The 14196-nt window shown below is 63.5% G+C and carries 11 protein-coding genes; 10 read left to right on the top strand and 1 reads right to left on the bottom strand.

The genetic code is table 11. The features are described 5' to 3' along the window. Positions 1-87: 87 nt before the first annotated feature. The 9 genes from OSW16_RS16175 (at position 88) to OSW16_RS16135 (ending at position 11723) form a co-directional block, all read left to right on the top strand. The gene (locus tag OSW16_RS16175; RefSeq protein ID WP_267816773.1) at positions 88-1062 is read left to right on the top strand and encodes an AAA family ATPase; all 975 of its coding nucleotides are present in this window, start codon (positions 88-90) and stop codon (positions 1060-1062) included. A gap of 13 nt (positions 1063-1075) precedes the next feature. After that, positions 1076-2017, top strand: coding sequence for a DUF58 domain-containing protein (locus OSW16_RS16170; RefSeq protein ID WP_267816771.1), 942 nt, complete (start codon positions 1076-1078; stop codon positions 2015-2017). Further along, positions 2014-2523 (top strand): DUF4381 domain-containing protein, encoded by a 510-nt coding sequence (locus tag OSW16_RS16165; protein ID WP_267816769.1) that lies wholly within the window; start codon positions 2014-2016, stop codon positions 2521-2523. The genes OSW16_RS16170 and OSW16_RS16165 overlap by 4 nt, the downstream gene beginning before the upstream one ends. After that, the gene (locus tag OSW16_RS16160; RefSeq protein ID WP_267816767.1) at positions 2510-3502 is read left to right on the top strand and encodes a vWA domain-containing protein; all 993 of its coding nucleotides are present in this window, start codon (positions 2510-2512) and stop codon (positions 3500-3502) included. The genes OSW16_RS16165 and OSW16_RS16160 overlap by 14 nt, the downstream gene beginning before the upstream one ends. Further along, positions 3503-5098 (top strand): VWA domain-containing protein, encoded by a 1596-nt coding sequence (locus tag OSW16_RS16155; protein ID WP_267816765.1) that lies wholly within the window; start codon positions 3503-3505, stop codon positions 5096-5098. Continuing rightward, the gene (locus tag OSW16_RS16150) at positions 5098-6402 is read left to right on the top strand and encodes a hypothetical protein (protein WP_267816764.1); all 1305 of its coding nucleotides are present in this window, start codon (positions 5098-5100) and stop codon (positions 6400-6402) included. The genes OSW16_RS16155 and OSW16_RS16150 overlap by 1 nt, the downstream gene beginning before the upstream one ends. A gap of 43 nt (positions 6403-6445) precedes the next feature. Further along, complete coding sequence (locus OSW16_RS16145) at positions 6446-7447, top strand: HAD family hydrolase (protein WP_267816762.1); 1002 nt, start codon at positions 6446-6448, stop codon at positions 7445-7447. 98 nt (positions 7448-7545) lie between these two features. Next, the gene (locus OSW16_RS16140; protein WP_267816760.1) at positions 7546-9111 is read left to right on the top strand and encodes an arylsulfatase; all 1566 of its coding nucleotides are present in this window, start codon (positions 7546-7548) and stop codon (positions 9109-9111) included. 83 nt (positions 9112-9194) lie between these two features. Beyond that, positions 9195-11723, top strand: a complete 2529-nt coding sequence (locus OSW16_RS16135; RefSeq protein WP_267816758.1) for a fused MFS/spermidine synthase — start codon at positions 9195-9197, stop codon at positions 11721-11723. A 38-nt stretch (positions 11724-11761) separates the two neighbouring features. Here OSW16_RS16135 and OSW16_RS16130 read toward each other — a convergent pair whose 3' ends face one another. Further along, positions 11762-12634 (bottom strand): DMT family transporter, encoded by an 873-nt coding sequence (locus OSW16_RS16130; protein WP_267816756.1) that lies wholly within the window; start codon positions 12632-12634, stop codon positions 11762-11764. Between the two features lie 121 nt (positions 12635-12755). Here OSW16_RS16130 and OSW16_RS16125 point away from each other — a divergent pair, with 121 nt between their 5' ends. Further along, positions 12756-14138, top strand: a complete 1383-nt coding sequence (locus tag OSW16_RS16125) for a PLP-dependent aminotransferase family protein (protein ID WP_267816754.1) — start codon at positions 12756-12758, stop codon at positions 14136-14138. Positions 14139-14196: the final 58 nt, after the last annotated feature.

The following is a 14196-nucleotide window of genomic DNA, read 5'->3' as shown; positions in this document are numbered from 1 at the left end:
AGCGGCTAGATTTACCTCGTCGCCTTCGAGCAGTTGCGAACATCCGTGGGGCCTCGTGTCGATGCTCCGACTGACAAGGACCGAGCAGTGGATATACGCGAGCAAATTGCTGAACTCGAAGCCAGTGTGGCGCAGAGCGTGCTGGGCCAGGCCGACACCATCCGGCATGTGATTCTTGGCTTGCTGGCCAATGGTCACGTATTGCTGGAAAGCCTGCCGGGGCTGGCCAAAACGCGTACCGTCAAGGCGCTGGCCACCCACCTGGAGGCCAGCATGCGGCGCATCCAGTTCACCCCCGACCTGCTGCCGTCGGACATCACCGGTGGCGAAATCCTCCAGCAGACCGCACAGGGCAACGAGATCAAGTTTCAACCCGGGCCGCTGTTCGGCAACGTGATTCTTGCCGATGAGATCAACCGCGCCCCGGCCAAGGTTCAGGCGGCCCTGCTTGAAGCCATGGAGGAGCGCCAGATTACCGTGGCCGGTCAGAGCTACCCGATGTCAAACCTGTTCATGGTGCTGGCGACCCAGAACCCCATCGAGCAAGAGGGTACCTACCCGTTGCCCGAGGCGCAGATGGACAGGTTCCTGATGAAGCTGCAACTGGACTATCCCAAGGTGGAGGATGAAACCCGGGTGCTGCGCCTGGTGCGCAACGAGGAACAACAGGCAGGCCACCCGCACCAGGCGCCTGGGCGTCTGCCCCAGGACGTGGTGTTCGCCGCACGCAGTGCGATCGCGGGCATTGAAGTGTCGCCGGCGATCGATCGTTACCTGATCGACTTGATCAACGCCACCCGCCACCCGGTCGAGCATGATCCGGACCTTGCGCGCTGGATCAAGATCGGCGCCAGCCCACGTGGCGGGATCAGCCTGGACAGAGTGGCGCGTGCCCACGCATGGCTGGCCGGGCAGGGGTACGTCACCCCGGACAATGTACGAGCAGTGGTCCATCCGGTGTTGCGCCACCGATTGCAGCTCTCCTACGACGCGGTTGCCGATGGCATCGGCGCCGACCAGGTGATCGACCGGCTGCTGGACACGGTCGCCATCCCGGCCTGAACGGAGCGAGCCCATGCAACCGACCCAGGATGGTTTCGTCTACGCCTCGCTCAGCCAGCTGATGGCGTTCGAATACCGCGTGCGCGGCTTGAGCTTCCTGGCGCGTCAGCCGCTGGCAAGCATCCTGGCGGGCAATCACGCCTCACGCCTGCGTGGCCGCGGCTTGAGCTTCGATGAGCTGCGCCGTTACATACCTGGCGATGATCTGCGCCACCTCGACTGGCGCGCATCGTTACGCTACGGCAAGCCGTTCGTGCGCACCTTCACCGAAGAGCGCGACCGGCCGACACTGCTGCTGGTCGATCAACGCATGAATATGTATTTCGGCTCCCGGCGCAGTTTCAAGTCAGTCACCGCTGCCGAGCTTGCCGCATTGTCGGCATGGATAGCCCTGCAGGCCGGTGATCGGGTGGGCGGGCTGGTATTCGATGATCAGCAAGTGGTGCACATCAGGCCGCTGCGCAGCCGCGCACGGGTGCAGGCCCTGTGCGCGGCAGTGGTGCGCAGCAACAACCGCCTTAGCGCGTCAGGCCCGGACAGCGAGCAAGAGGGGCAACTCGACACTGCGCTGCGCAACGTCATCGGCCTGGCCGGGCATGATGCGCTGGTCTGCATCATCAGTGACTTTGCCGGGGTGACGGAACAGACCTTGAAGCTGTTGCGGCAACTGGGCGCGCACAATGACGTGATCGCCATGCAGGTGTATGACCCTATCGCGCTGGATGTCCCCGACAAGGGGCGTTTGAGCGTAACCCAGGGCGAGATGCAGATCGACCTTGAAATCGGGCGGCGCCAGGTGCACCGGCCGCTGGGCGATTTTCTCTCCGGGCGCCTTGAGCAAGTGGCGCAGTTGCTGCGCCGCAGCCAGATACCGCTGATGATGATCAGTACCGGCGATGAGGTGTTGGGCCAGGTGCAGCGTGAACTGGGGCGGCTTGGGGGCAGTGGCCGATGAGCGCCCGGCCGTCGCCTGCCGCCATCGACCAGCTCAAGGAGCTGCCGTTGCCGGTGCCACCGTTCAGTTATGCCCCGCAAACCTGGGGTTGGGCGGTATTGCTGGCCGTTGTGGTGGTGGTAGGGCTCGCGTATGCCGTGTATGCCTGGCGGCGCTGGCAGCGTGATCGTTATCGACGTGAGGCGTTGCAGCGGCTCGACGCCCTTGTTGCGGCGCAGGCCCATCCCGAGCAGCGTTTGCCAGCGCTGCGTGAATTACCGGCGTTGCTCAAGCGGGTAGCGCTTTCCATGCCAGACGCGCCAGCGGTGCGCGGCCTGTCAGGCCAGCAATGGCAGGTGTTTTTGCAGCAGCGGGCACGCTTTGCCTTGCCTGAGCAGTTCGCCGCGCAACTGCACACGCTGGCTTATGCGCCAGACCTGCAGGTGCAGGCAATCGGCGAGCCTGAGCTGCGAACCTTGGTGAACACCTGCAGGCGCTGGATCGAGGCTCACCATGTGGCAGTTTGATTACCTGTGGGTGTTCTTGTTGCTGCCCTTGCCCTGGCTGGCCTACCGCTTCATGCGCCCCTATCACGAGGCGCGCAGCGCATTGCGGGTGCCGTTTTTCTTCGCCATGAGCCGTGCGGTGAACCAGCTCCCCGGCACCACGCCACCCTCGGGTGGGCGCTGGCAAGTGCTTTTGAACCTGCTGGTATGGGGCCTTCTGCTGGCCGCCTGCGCGCGGCCCGTACTGGTGGAAAAGGCCATCGAGCGTGAGCAGCCCATCCGCGACATGCTGCTGGCGATCGATATTTCTCAGTCCATGCAGGCCAAGGACTTTACCGACGCCAATGGCCAGCAAGTGGACAGGTTGAGCGCGGTGAAAGCGGTGGTGCGCGACTTCATCGCCCAGCGCAAGCAAGACCGCATCGGCTTGATCGTATTCGGCACCGGCGCCTACCCACAGTCGCCCCTGACCCTCGATCACGCCAGTCTCTCGCTGCTGCTCGATGAAGTCGGGGTGGGCATGGCCGGGCCGAACACCGCCATAGGCGATGCCATTGGCCTTGCCATCAAGCTGCTGGATCAGGCCAAGGAGCAGGAAAAGGTGATGGTGCTACTGAGTGACGGCAATGACACCGGTAGTGCGATCACACCCGCACACGCGGCAGGCTTGGCCAGTGAGCGGAACATCGTGGTACATGCCATTGGGATCGGCGACCCCCAGGCCAGCGGTGAAGACAAGGTCGATCTGCAAGCGCTGGAGGGCATCGCACGCACCACCGGTGGCAGGTTCTTCCGCGCCGACGACCGGGGCGCGCTGGCCCAGGTGTATGCCACGCTGGACCGGATCACCCCGCACAGCGTGAAGACCTTCAGCCACCAGCCCAAGCGTGACCTATTCTGGTGGCCCCTGGGGGCGGCCTTGCTGTTACTGGCCTTGGGGCATAGCCTGGCAGCCGTGGCTGGCCCGTTGCGGGCACAGCCTGCGCAGGGGAGGCCATGAATGGACATCGACCTTAGTGCCTTGCACCTGCTGCGCCCCTATTGGTTGTTACTGTGGCTACCGGCCGCGCTGCTGCCCTGGGCCTGGCAGCGGCGCAATGACCTGAAGCGGCAGTTGCACGGCGTGATCGCTCCACACCTGGTCGAGCATCTGCTCATCACCCCCGAGGAGCAAGCGCGGTTACGGCCCGTTCACCTGCTGGCAGCACTGCTCGGCCTGGGTGCCCTGGCCGCCGCGGGGCCGACCTGGCAGCGCGACATCCCCGCGTTCGTCGACAACCGTGCGCCGCTGATCCTGGCGCTGGACCTGTCGCCGTCGATGGATGCCGACGACGTACCCCCATCCCGCCTGCAAGCCGCCAAACATACCTTGCACGACCTGGTGATGCGCCGCGCAGGGGCACGCACAGCGCTCATCGCGTATGCCGGCAGCGCGCACCTGGTGCTGCCCGCCACCGAAGACCCACAGTTGCTCGACACCTTCTTGCAAGCACTGACCACCGATTTGATCGCGCAACCTGGCAAGGATGTAGCAGGGGTGATCGACGTGGCGAAACGCTTGCTGGCAGCCGAGCAGGTGCCCGGTACGCTGGTGCTGCTGACCGATGGCGCCGATGCCGGGCAATTGTCGGCACTGACGGGCGCGCTCAAAGGCAGCGACCTGCAGGTGATGGTCCTGGCCGTGGGCAGCCAAGACAGCGGGGTTGTGCATGACGCCCAGGGCCGTACCCGGGTCGATGCCGAAGGGCGCCCGCTGCAGGCGGACTTCGACCAGCAGGGCTTGAGGCAGTTGGCCGACGCCGTCAACGGCCCGCTGGGCAGCCTGACCCTGAGCGACGATGACCTGGACTGGATCGAACTGCATGCGCAGCAGCATTTTCAGGCAGCCCAAGGCGACCCGCAGCAGGTGCACTGGAAGGACGCCGGCTACTGGCTGTGCTGGCCGCTGGCGCTGCTTGCGCTGCTGTGCCTGCGCCGTGGCTGGAAGGTGCACTGGATGGCCACCGTGCTGGTGGCGGTAGTGTTGGGCACGCAGCCGCAAAGCGCGCGGGCCGGGCCTGTCGCGGATGCCTTCTTCACCCCTGACCAGCAGGGCCGCTGGGCCTTCGAGCATGGCCATTACCCGCAGGCCGCAGCGCATTTCAACGACCCTTACTGGAAAGGCCTGGCTGCCTACACCGCCGCCGACTATGACGTTGCCTTGGCCAGCCTCGGCAAGCTCGACACCGCCCAGGCTTTTTTCTACCGGGGCAATATCTACGTGCGCCAGTTCAAGTTTCCCCAGGCGGTTCAGGCCTACCAACAGGCTTTGCAGCGCCAGCCTGCGTTCCCCGAGGCCAGTGCCAACCTGGCACTGGCGCAGGCGCTGCTCAAAGACTATGAAGACCAGCAAAAGGCAGGCACACCCGACGAGAAGGCCGACAAGGTGGTGGAGGACCAGACGCCTTCCAAAGGCGCCCGGCAAAAGCAGCAGCAAACGCCGCAGGCCGCTTCGGACCAGGTCTGGCTGAATAACCTGACGACGTCGCCGGCGCAGTTCCTCAGGCGCAAGTTCCTGCTTCAGGATGCCTCACGACACACAGCGGAGGGCAGCTGATGAAACGCATGCTGTTGCTGCTAGGGCTCTACCTGCCATTGCTCGCGGTCGCGGCACCCGAGGCTCGTGTGCAGGCGCGCCTGCTGCCGGCCGGCGACACGGTGGTAGGCGCGACGCTCGAGTTGCAGGTCGATCTGCTGGTAGACACCTGGTTCACCCAGCCGGCCGTGCTGCCGGTGATCGAGTTGCCGGGTGCTACGGTGAGCGCACCCAGCGGAGAAGCGCAGCATCTGAACGAACGGCTCGACGGCAAGGCCTTCTTCGGCCTGCGCTATACCTATCAGATCACCCCGCAAACGGCCCAGGCCTTCACCCTTCCTGCGCAAACCTTTCAGGTGTTCCCCGGCCAGTCGGATGCGCCGGTCACACTGGCCAGCGCGCCGCTTTCATTCGTCGCCAAGGCACTCGCCGGTGATGCGACCGTGCACCGCCTGGTGGCACGCAAGGTCAGCCTTGAGCAACAAACGCAGCTGTCGCATTCACCGCTGCGTGCAGGGGACAGCATTACCCGTCGGGTGGTGACGCGAGCCGAAGGTGCGCAGGCGATGCTCATACCACCGCCACCGCTGATCGAGATCGAAGGCCTCAAACGCTATGTGCAAACCCCTCGTGTTGCGCCGCTAAGCGATGGGCGAGGGGGCTCGACCGGCGGCCAGCGCGAGGACAGTGTGAGCTATGTGGTATCGGCCGCCGGACGTTACCAGCTGCCCGCGATCGAACTGCAGTGGTGGGATGCGGCGACGGGTGAGGCCAGGCAAGCAACGTTGCCCCCGATCGACGTCACCGCCATCGAGGGTGGTTACAAAGCGCCGTTTTCCATCGACCAGGACCTGCGCGCGCTCGGCCGTCAGGCACAGTTGCGCCTGCCTGGCCACTGGTTGTGGGCTGCAGGCTTGCTGCTGCTTGGCGGGGCGCTGATTTACGTTGCACGGCCGTGGCTATGGGCGGTGTGGCGGCATTTGCAAAGCTGGCAAGCAGCGCGGCGTATGGCGCGGTTGCACTCTGCTGAGCATGCCTGGCGGCAGGCGCGTGCTCAACTTGCGCAAGACCCGCCGCAGCTCGACGGGCTGTACCTGTGGATTCGCAGGGCTACCGGGCAACGCACAGTGTCAGCATTTTCCTCAGCTTTGCCGCCCCAATTGCGAATACGTCTACTAGACTGGCTCCAGAACCGCTACGGCAATGGCCGTGAAGTACGCCAGAGCGCGCCGTCACTGAGCCCGATCCTACCAGCCTTGCGGCGAGCGGCAGTGAGCGGGCGGCAGGTCAGCCACCCTGAAGGCTTGAAACCACTCAACCCATGAGTCTTTGCCTGAAGTGATAGGCAGCACTGAGAAGGGATACTTCATGCTCGTTCTACACCGTGCGCGCTGGTGGTTGGCCTTGTTGCTCGTGTTGCCTCTGGCGGTGCAGGCGGCCAATGCGCTGCCTTCCTGGCGGGATGGCCCCTCACGGCAAGCCATCGAAGCGTTCGTGGGCGCTGTGACCACCGAAGGCAGTGAAGACTATGTGCCCGAGGCCGAGCGCATTGCCGTCTTCGACAATGACGGCACGCTATGGAGCGAGCAGCCGCTGTATTTTGAGGTGTTGTTTGCCCTTGATGAGGTCAAGAGGCTCGCACCGCAACACCCGGAATGGACCAGCCAGCAGCCGTTCAAGGCCGTTCTGGAGGGCGACCAGAAGGCTTTGAGTGACAGCGGCATGGACGGCATGCTCAAGATCGTCGCCGCCACTCATGCCGGGGTCAGCACCGAGGCGTTTATCGCCAATACCCAGCGTTGGCTGGCAACGGCCGTACACCCTCGCACCCACAGGCCGTACACCGAGATGGTCTTCCAGCCCATGCTCGAACTTTTGCAGTACCTGCGGGCCAACGGTTTCAGGACCTACATCGTCTCGGGCGGTGAGGTGGCATTCATGCGTGCATTCGCAGAGGAAGTCTACGGGGTGCCGCCAGAGCAGGTGATCGGCACCACGCTGGAGGCTCGCTTCATCGATGACAACGGCACACTGTCGATCGAACGTCTGCCCAAGTTGCTGCACAACGACGATGGCCCAGGCAAGCCGGTGAGCATCGATGCCCATATCGGCCGTCGCCCGATCTTCGCCTTTGGCAACTCCGACGGCGACTTGCAAATGCTGCAATGGACCATGGCTGGCGACGGCAAGCGCTTTGCCGGCCTGGTCCATCACACCGACGCGACACGCGAATGGGCCTATGACCGCGACAGCAAGGTCGGGCGCTTGGACAAGGCGCTGGATGCCGCCAAGGGTGCGAACTGGACCGTGGTCGATATGGCCCGTGAGTGGCAGCGCATCTACCCATTCGAAAGCAACCAGGCTCAATGAAAGAGAACCGCAGGGCACAGGGAACCAGCCAAGCAGTAGGTCGATCGTGCACGTAGTCGTGGCCAACGCCAGCAGACGTGATACGGAGAAACCGCCCCATGAAGTCCAGCAGAAGATGGATAACCTCATTCGCGCTAGCCGCTACTGCAGCGGTGAGCGTGTGCACGGCAACCGCCGCGGAAAAGCCCAATATCCTGGTGATATTCGGCGATGACATTGGCCAGACCAACATCAGCGCCTATGGCAAGGGCGTGGTCGGCTATCAGACGCCCAACATTGACCGCATCGGCCAGGAAGGCATGCTGTTCACTGACTATTACGCCGAGAACAGCTGCACTGCTGGGCGTTCTTCCTTCATCACCGGGCAGACACCGCTGCGCACCGGCTTGTCCAAGGTCGGCATGCCGGGTGTGCCCGTGGGTTTGCAGGCGCGCGATGTCACCATTGCCCAGGCGCTCAAGGCGCAGGGCTATGCCACTGGCCAGTTCGGCAAGAACCATTTGGGCGACCGGGATGAATACCTGCCGACCAATCATGGCTTCGACGAGTTTTTCGGCAACCTGTATCACCTGAACGCCGAGGAAGAGCCGGAGCGTGAACTGTGGCCCAAGGATGACGAGGCATTCGTCAAGGCTACCTCGCCACGGGGTGTGATCAAGTCGAGCGCCGATGGCAAGATCGAGGATACCGGTGCGTTGACCAAGTCGCGCATGGAGACCATCGACGACGAGACCACCCAGGCGGCAATCAACTTCATCGACAAGCAAGCCAAGGCTGACAAGCCGTTCTTCGTGTGGATGAACACCACCCGTATGCACCTTTATACCCACGTGCGCGAGTCGATGCGCGGGCAGAGCGGTATGCAGGGCAATGAGTATGCAGATGGCATGGTGGAGCACGACGGTGACGTGGGCAAACTGCTCAAGACCCTCGATGATCTGAAGATCGCCGACAACACCATCGTGGTTTACACCACCGACAACGGCCCTAACCAGTTCTCCTGGCCTGATGCCGCGACCACACCGTTCCGCAACGAGAAGAACTCCAACTGGGAAGGCGCCTACCGCGTGCCGGCGATGATCCGTTGGCCTGGCAAGGTCAAGCCGGGCACGGTGTCCACCCAGATGTTCTCGGGGCTGGACTGGTTCCCGACACTGCTGGCCGCAGCCGGTGACACGGGCATCAAGGACCGCTTGCTCAAGGGCGCCGATGTGGGTGGCAAGAACTTCAAGGTGCATCTGGACGGTTACAACCAGCTGGACTACCTGACCGGCAAAGCGGACAAGAGCGCACGTAGCGAGTTCTATTACTTCAACGATGACGGTGAACTGGTGTCGATGCGCTTCGGCGACTGGAAGCTGGTGTTCTGCGAACAGCGTGCCCCCGGTGGTTTCGCGGTTTGGAGCGAACCGTTCACTTGCTTGCGGGTGCCCAAGATCTTCAACTTGCGTATGGACCCGTATGAGCGCGCCGATGTGGTCTCCAACCAGTACTACGATTGGGTGACCAAGAACGACTACCTGATCTTCCAGGGGACCCGCAAGGCTGCCGCGTTCTTGCAGACGTTCGTGGAATACCCGCCCAGCCAGCGTCCGGCCAGCTTCAGCATCGACCAGATTCGTGCTGACGTGGACAAGAAGATCGAAGAGAAGATGAAGCAGTAAACGCGATGCCCGCGCCCGCCGTTGGCGGGCGCATTCTTTCCTACCCAGTGCGGACAGACGTGTGGGTCCGCTAAGGCTTATCGATGCCCGCAGTCGTGAACCTTCCCCGCGCTGACAGTTCCAGCACCACCGAAACGCAGGCACCGTTGCCATGGCTGCTGCCTGCGGCGCTGCTGTTCGTTTCTGGCGGTGCAGCGCTGATCTATCAGGTGCTTTGGGTCAAGCAGTTGTCTCTGGTGGTTGGGGTTGAGGTGTATGCCATCACCGCGGGCATCAGTGCGTTTTTTACCGGGCTGGCCATGGGGGGGCTGCTGTTCGGTCGCTGGGCTGACCGGTTGCGCCACCCGGTCAAGCTCTATGCGGGGCTGGAGTTGGCGGTGGCAGTGCTGGCGGTGGCCGCAACCCTGGGGCTGGCGCAGAGTGCGGCACTGTTTGCCCGCCTGGAAGCGAGTGTCGGTTTGCTGGCCTGGCTGCTGCCATTGAGCCTGGTGGGGCTGCCGGCTTTTTTGATGGGCGGCACCTTGCCGGTACTGGTGCGAGCGCTGACCCCCACTGATGCACAGACGGGGGAGGCGGGCGGTCGGCTTTACGCCGCCAATACCGCTGGCGCGATCTGCGGCACCTTGCTGGCGGCATTCGTCTTGCTGCCGCAGCTTGGCGTCACCGGGGCCGCCTGCGTAGCGGGTGCGCTGAATCTGCTGGCCGCGCTGGGTGCCTGGTGCGGGCGCGGCAGGGATGAGCGGGCCTTGCCTGCTTGCGCTGCGGCCCCGCTGCCGCGCACGCCGCAGGCTCGCTTGGCCATTGCCCTGTATTGCCTGGCAGGTGGCGTGGCGCTCGGTTACGAAGTGGTGTGGACGCAATCGATCGTGCAGTTCATGAGTACCCGCGCGTTTGCCTTCTCCGTGGTGTTGGCCACCTACCTGACCGGGCTGGTCCTGGGCAGTGCGCTGTACGCCCGGCGCGCCGACCGCATCCGCGACCCTTGGGGGCTGTTCGGCCTGCTGATCGCGTGCGCCGGGCTGCTGGCGTTGTTGCAGATTGCCGGGCTCGGGCGCTGGCTGGTGGCCTGGCAGACCCTGCTGGAAAGCCATGTACTGCAACTGACCGGCAGCCAGTTGGCAGGGATGTGCGCGCGCTTCGCGGCTGCCGCGGTGTGTGTGGTGTTCATCCCGACCACCTTGCTCGGGGCGGCGTTTCCCCTGGCCCTGCGCCTGGCCGTGGACAGTGGCCAAGTGGGGCGGGACGTGGGCGCGGTGGTTGCCCTCAATACCCTGGGCGGCATCGTCGGTGTCATGCTCACGGGGTTTGTCCTGGTGCCTGGAATAGGGCTGGTGCGAACCTTGGTGGTGCTCGCCTGCGTGGCGGCGGCCATCGGCGCGGTAGCGACATGGCGCGGCCAGGCCGTGCACAAGGGCATGCGGGCGGCGGTCCTGCTGGTTGGCGGCGCGACCCTGGTTACCGGCGCGCTCACCCCACCAGAACGCTTGGCACAGTTGTTACCAGGCGCGCGTAGTGGCGAGCTGATGTTCTACCAGGAAGGCCGCGGCGGCACGGTAGCGGTGGTCCACCAGCAGCGTCAGGGCCAAGCGTTCAACCGCCTGTACATCCAGGGTGTGTCCAACACTGGGGATGCCATGCCGTCACTGCGCTACATGCGCCTGCAGGCGTTGCTGCCTTTGCTGATACATCGCGGCGAACCGCGCTCGGCGCTGGTGATCGGCTTCGGCACCGGGATCACCGCCGGGGCAATGCTGCGCTATTCAGGGCTGGAGCATCCGGTGGTTGCCGAGCTGCTGCCGCAGGTGCTGGCAGCGGCGCCGCTGTTCTCTGGTAACTTCGATGCGGTGAACGACCCGCGCCTTGACATTCGCCTGCGTGACGGGCGCCGTGAGCTTTTGCGTAACGAGCAACGCTACGACGTGATCACCCTGGAGCCGCCACCGCCTTCGGCGGCAGGGGTGGTGAACCTGTACTCGCGCGACTTCTACCAACTGGCAGCGTCGCGCCTGCAGGAGCATGGGCTGGTCGCCCAATGGCTACCGCTCCCCACTCAGAACGACGAGGACAGTCGCTCGCTGGTACGCAGCTTTCTTGACGTGTTCCCGCATGCCTCGTTGTGGACCACCGAGTTTCACGAGATGCTCTTGATCGGCTCGGCAACGCCGATGGTGCTGGATGTGCCGCGCATCCGCCAGCGCTTCGAGCAACCCCAGGTTTCGGCTGCTTTGGCCCAGGTGGGCGTGAGTTCGGTCGAGGCATTGCTGGCCACTTGGGTCACCGACAGGCAAGGGCTTGAGCGTTATGCCGGCGATGCACAGCCGGTTACCGACGATCGGCCCCGGATCGAGTATGCGCCGTGGGTCAGGCCGCGCGAAATCACCCGCGTGCTGCCGGCATTGCTGGCGCTGCGGGTGGCGCCGCCCTTGGCGAATGCCGCCCCCTCGGTGCAAGCCGCGGTGAATGATGAGTGGGCGTTGCTGCGTCGTTTTTATGGGCTGTCATTGCTGGCTTACAACGGCAATCGCCAGGCCTGGATGCGCGAGGCGCGGGCCTTGGCACCGATCAGCGCACAGAACCCTTACATGCGCTGGTTTACCGGCGGCAACCGCTGAGCTGAACGCACTGCGCGCGGCAAGCCCGCAGCGAAACGTCATGCGCTGGCGTATTTCTTGGCTCCGGCAACACAGAGGACCGCACCCAGCGTTACCACAAGCATCACCCAGCTGACGTGCTCGTGCAGAAGCAACGCAGCCAGCCCAAGCCCCATGAACGGTTGAACGAGTTGCAGTTGGCCCACGGCGGCGATGCCGCCCTGGACGAGCCCTTTGTACCAGAACACAAACCCGATCAGCATGCTGAACAGCGAAACGTAGGCGAAGCTGAACCAGGCGCCGGTGCTGACCCGGGCGAAGGCATCGGGCGCCGGGAAATTCGCGATCGTCAGCAGCAGCATGAACGGCAACGCTACCAGCAATGCCCAACTGATCACCTGCCACCCACCGAGCGTGCGCGACAGGCGCGCCCCTTCGGCATAGCCCAACCCACAGACCACCACCGCCGCCATCATCAGCAGGTCGCCCAGCGCCGACGCCTCGCCTCCATTCATCAACGCATAGCCAACGACCAGCCCGGCACCGATCAACGAGAACAACCAGAACAGTGGCCCAGGTCGTTCACCGCCCCGCAGCACGGCGAACCCTGCAGTACACAGCGGCAGCAGCCCGACAAAAACGATGGAATGAGCAGAAGTGACGTGCTGGAGGGCCAGCGCCGTCAGCAGCGGAAAACCGATAACCACGCCAAGCGCTGTGACAGCCAGTGACGACAGGTCACCACGCTGGGGCCGGGGCTGGCGTAGCACGATCAAGAACAGCGCACCCAACAGGGAGGCAATGGTTGCCCTGGCACATGTCAGGAACGTAGGTTCGAAGGCCGTCACAGCCACACGGGTCGCCGGCAAGGAGCCGGCAAATATGGCCACGCCGATGAAGCCGTTTATCCACCCGCTGGTTGTTTTGTCCATCCGTGAGTCCTCGATAAGTCAGGGCTCAGTACATCACTGACGGGTTCGCCGAGGCCATGTACACTCCACTACAATTCAACCGAACTGTTATGCAAGTGAATCCAGCACAGTTGAGGGTGCGATGAAACGTAACGGAACGCGGATCCGAGCTGTGATGGGGGAGGTCCAGGCCAGGATCGCCTCGCGAAGCTACACGCCAGGCGCGAGAATTCCTTCAGTTCGCGCAATGGCTCAGAGCATGCAGGTATCGGTTTCTACCGTTCTGGAGGCCTATGAACGGTTAAGCGCAGAGGGTGTGCTTAGCGCCCGCCCTGGCTCCGGCTTTTACGTGGCTGGGCCGGTTGCGCCATTGGCACTGACTGAGCTCGGGCCCAAACTCGATCGTAATGTCGACCCGCTGTGGATCTCGCGCCAGTCTTTGGAAACCTCCGGCGATGCGTTGAAACCCGGGTGCGGTTGGCTACCCCCCTCCTGGCTGTACGAAGCCGGCATGCGTAAAGCGCTACGAATGGTCGCGCGTTCTGACACGTTGAAGCTGAGCGAATACGCTTCACCGCTTGGGCATCCGCCTCTCAGGCAATTCCTGTCGCGACGCCTGGCGGGCATCGGTGTAGAGGCCCCTCTGGAACAGATCATGCTCACGGAGTCCGGCACCCACGCCATCGACCTGGTTTGCCGTTTTCTGCTGGAACCGGGAGACACTGTGCTGGTGGACGACCCGTGTTATTTCAATTTTCACGCATTGCTCAAGGCACATAGGGTCAACATCGTCGGGGTGCCCTACACGGCAAGGGGCCCAGATATCGATGCGTTTGGCGCCGCGCTGCTCGCGCATGCTCCGCGGTTGTACATCACGAATTCCGGCATCCACAACCCCACCGGGGCCACCTTGTCGCCCGTCACAGCACACAGGCTGCTGAAGCTGGCCGACGCCTCCAACCTGGTCATCGTGGAGGACGACATTTTTGCTGATTTCGAGCATAGCCCGGCTCCACGACTGTCTGCCTTCGATGGCCTGGCTCGGGTGATCCAGATCGGTAGTTTTTCCAAGACCATTTCCGCGTCGATCAGGTGCGGCTATATCGCTTCGCGCAGGGAATGGATCGAGAGCCTGGTCGACCTCAAGATTGCGACCACATTCGGAGGTGGGCGCATGGCTGCGGACATCGTTCATCACGCGATTACCGATAGCGGGTACCGAAAGCACATGGAAGGTGTCCGCCTCAGGTTAGCCGAGGAAATGGACAAAACAGTCGCGAGGCTTCAGGCGATTGGGATCAAGCCTTGGCTGGTGCCCCAGGCAGGCATGTACCTGTGGTGCCAACTCCCTCAGGGCAAGGATGCAGCGACGCTGGCCAGGGTGTGCTTGAAGGAAGGCGTGGTGCTCGCGCCCGGCAATGCGTTCAGCCAGTCCATGAGTGCGGGTGATTACCTGCGTTTCAACGTCGCTCAATCTGGTGACAGCAAGATCTACGAGGTGTTGAAACGGGCGCTGAATGCTTAGTCGCAGCCCCCATTGAGCGGCGGTTTATCCTGTTCTAGCTGCGTTCAAGGCTTGCATG

The organism is Pseudomonas putida (assembly GCF_026625125.1).
Lineage (GTDB): Bacteria > Pseudomonadota > Gammaproteobacteria > Pseudomonadales > Pseudomonadaceae > Aquipseudomonas > Aquipseudomonas putida_X.
Note: the sequence above shows the minus strand (reverse complement) of the source record. Positions and strands in the feature narration are given on the sequence as shown.

Excerpts from the sequence above, each read along its gene's own strand:
- OSW16_RS16165 (WP_267816769.1), top strand. The coding sequence starts at position 2,014 with ATGAGCGCCCGGCCGTCGCCTGCCGCCATCGACCAGCTCAAGGAGCTG.
- OSW16_RS16160 (WP_267816767.1), top strand. The coding sequence starts at position 2,510 with ATGTGGCAGTTTGATTACCTGTGGGTGTTCTTGTTGCTGCCCTTGCCC.
- OSW16_RS16140 (WP_267816760.1), top strand. The coding sequence starts at position 7,546 with ATGAAGTCCAGCAGAAGATGGATAACCTCATTCGCGCTAGCCGCTACT.
- OSW16_RS16170 (WP_267816771.1), top strand. The coding sequence starts at position 1,076 with ATGCAACCGACCCAGGATGGTTTCGTCTACGCCTCGCTCAGCCAGCTG.
- OSW16_RS16155 (WP_267816765.1), top strand. The coding sequence starts at position 3,503 with ATGGACATCGACCTTAGTGCCTTGCACCTGCTGCGCCCCTATTGGTTG.
- OSW16_RS16150 (WP_267816764.1), top strand. The coding sequence starts at position 5,098 with ATGAAACGCATGCTGTTGCTGCTAGGGCTCTACCTGCCATTGCTCGCG.
- OSW16_RS16130 (WP_267816756.1), bottom strand. The coding sequence starts at position 12,634 with ATGGACAAAACAACCAGCGGGTGGATAAACGGCTTCATCGGCGTGGCC.
- OSW16_RS16125 (WP_267816754.1), top strand. The coding sequence starts at position 12,756 with ATGAAACGTAACGGAACGCGGATCCGAGCTGTGATGGGGGAGGTCCAG.
- OSW16_RS16145 (WP_267816762.1), top strand. The coding sequence starts at position 6,446 with ATGCTCGTTCTACACCGTGCGCGCTGGTGGTTGGCCTTGTTGCTCGTG.
- OSW16_RS16135 (WP_267816758.1), top strand. The coding sequence starts at position 9,195 with ATGCCCGCAGTCGTGAACCTTCCCCGCGCTGACAGTTCCAGCACCACC.